General features: G+C 42.6%; 1 protein-coding gene. It reads left to right on the forward strand.

Features of this window, described 5'->3' with window-relative positions; all coding sequences use genetic code 11:
• Positions 1–695: hypothetical protein (locus tag H3T83_RS11300; RefSeq protein WP_198215805.1), on the forward strand; the 695-nt coding region annotated here is incomplete at its 5' end.
• Positions 696–925: the final 230 nt, after the last annotated feature.

Raw genomic sequence — 925 nt, forward strand, 5'->3', positions numbered from 1 at the left:
ATGATTTAAACTTCCCGACTACTGGTGCTAATAATTTATATTTTGATTTAGATATTAGTGGTAGTACTCAGGCCTTATCTTGGGCGCCGGTTTCTCATGGTGGTATTACGGCGACGATGACCGATTCAACAAGTACCAGCGTTCGAGTCACCCTAACAGGTCCTGTTGCTACAGAATCGCAATGGACATCAAATAATCCAGGTAGAATCGACAGACTATCTTTACCTCAGGTATTTGAGTTAGTCGGTCGTGATAGCAGTGGTAATGCGGTGGTCAAATATGGATTTGAGTTAAAGCAGTGGTTTGTTAATCGTGGTAATTATGAAAGTACCCTTTCTAGTATAGAATCTTGGTGTAATAGTTTTGGATACCGTGTTCCAAAGGTCAAGGAATTAACTAATGCGGTTTGTCAGGAATGGAATGCAGGTCCTTATTGTCGAGGTGCAGTAGGTGCAACGCCTTCGTCACCTGATATGTCTTTCCGGCGTCACATTGGTGCAGGATTTTTCACGGAATGGGGGATAATGAGATACCCTGGAGCCAACTTCAAAGGAGTGTACGGTAATAGAACGCAGTATTTGACGAGTGATAAGTCGAGTTATGACAATCTAATCTTTGTGATTAGTGGGTATAATGGTGGTGTGTCTTACCGGTATACCAACGAAAAAACCTACGGACTCTGTGTCTATCCTTAACTATTATTTCTTAGTTCTTAGGTATTGAAGCTGAGGATAAAAAAAACATTAGGACATTAAACAATCATTGCCCTGCCAAGGCAATGGTGTTGATGTTAACGAAGTGGCGATAAAAAGCGATTTTGTGTCGCGACATTGGCAACGAGCTGACAACTGAGAGAGGTTAGCATGGCAAACAGGGATGTTTGCCAAGGCGGTGCTTTGTCAGGAACAAATCACAGCCGGTGCGT

This window comes from Gilliamella sp. M0320 (genome assembly GCF_016101635.1).
Lineage (GTDB): Bacteria > Pseudomonadota > Gammaproteobacteria > Enterobacterales > Orbaceae > Gilliamella > Gilliamella apis.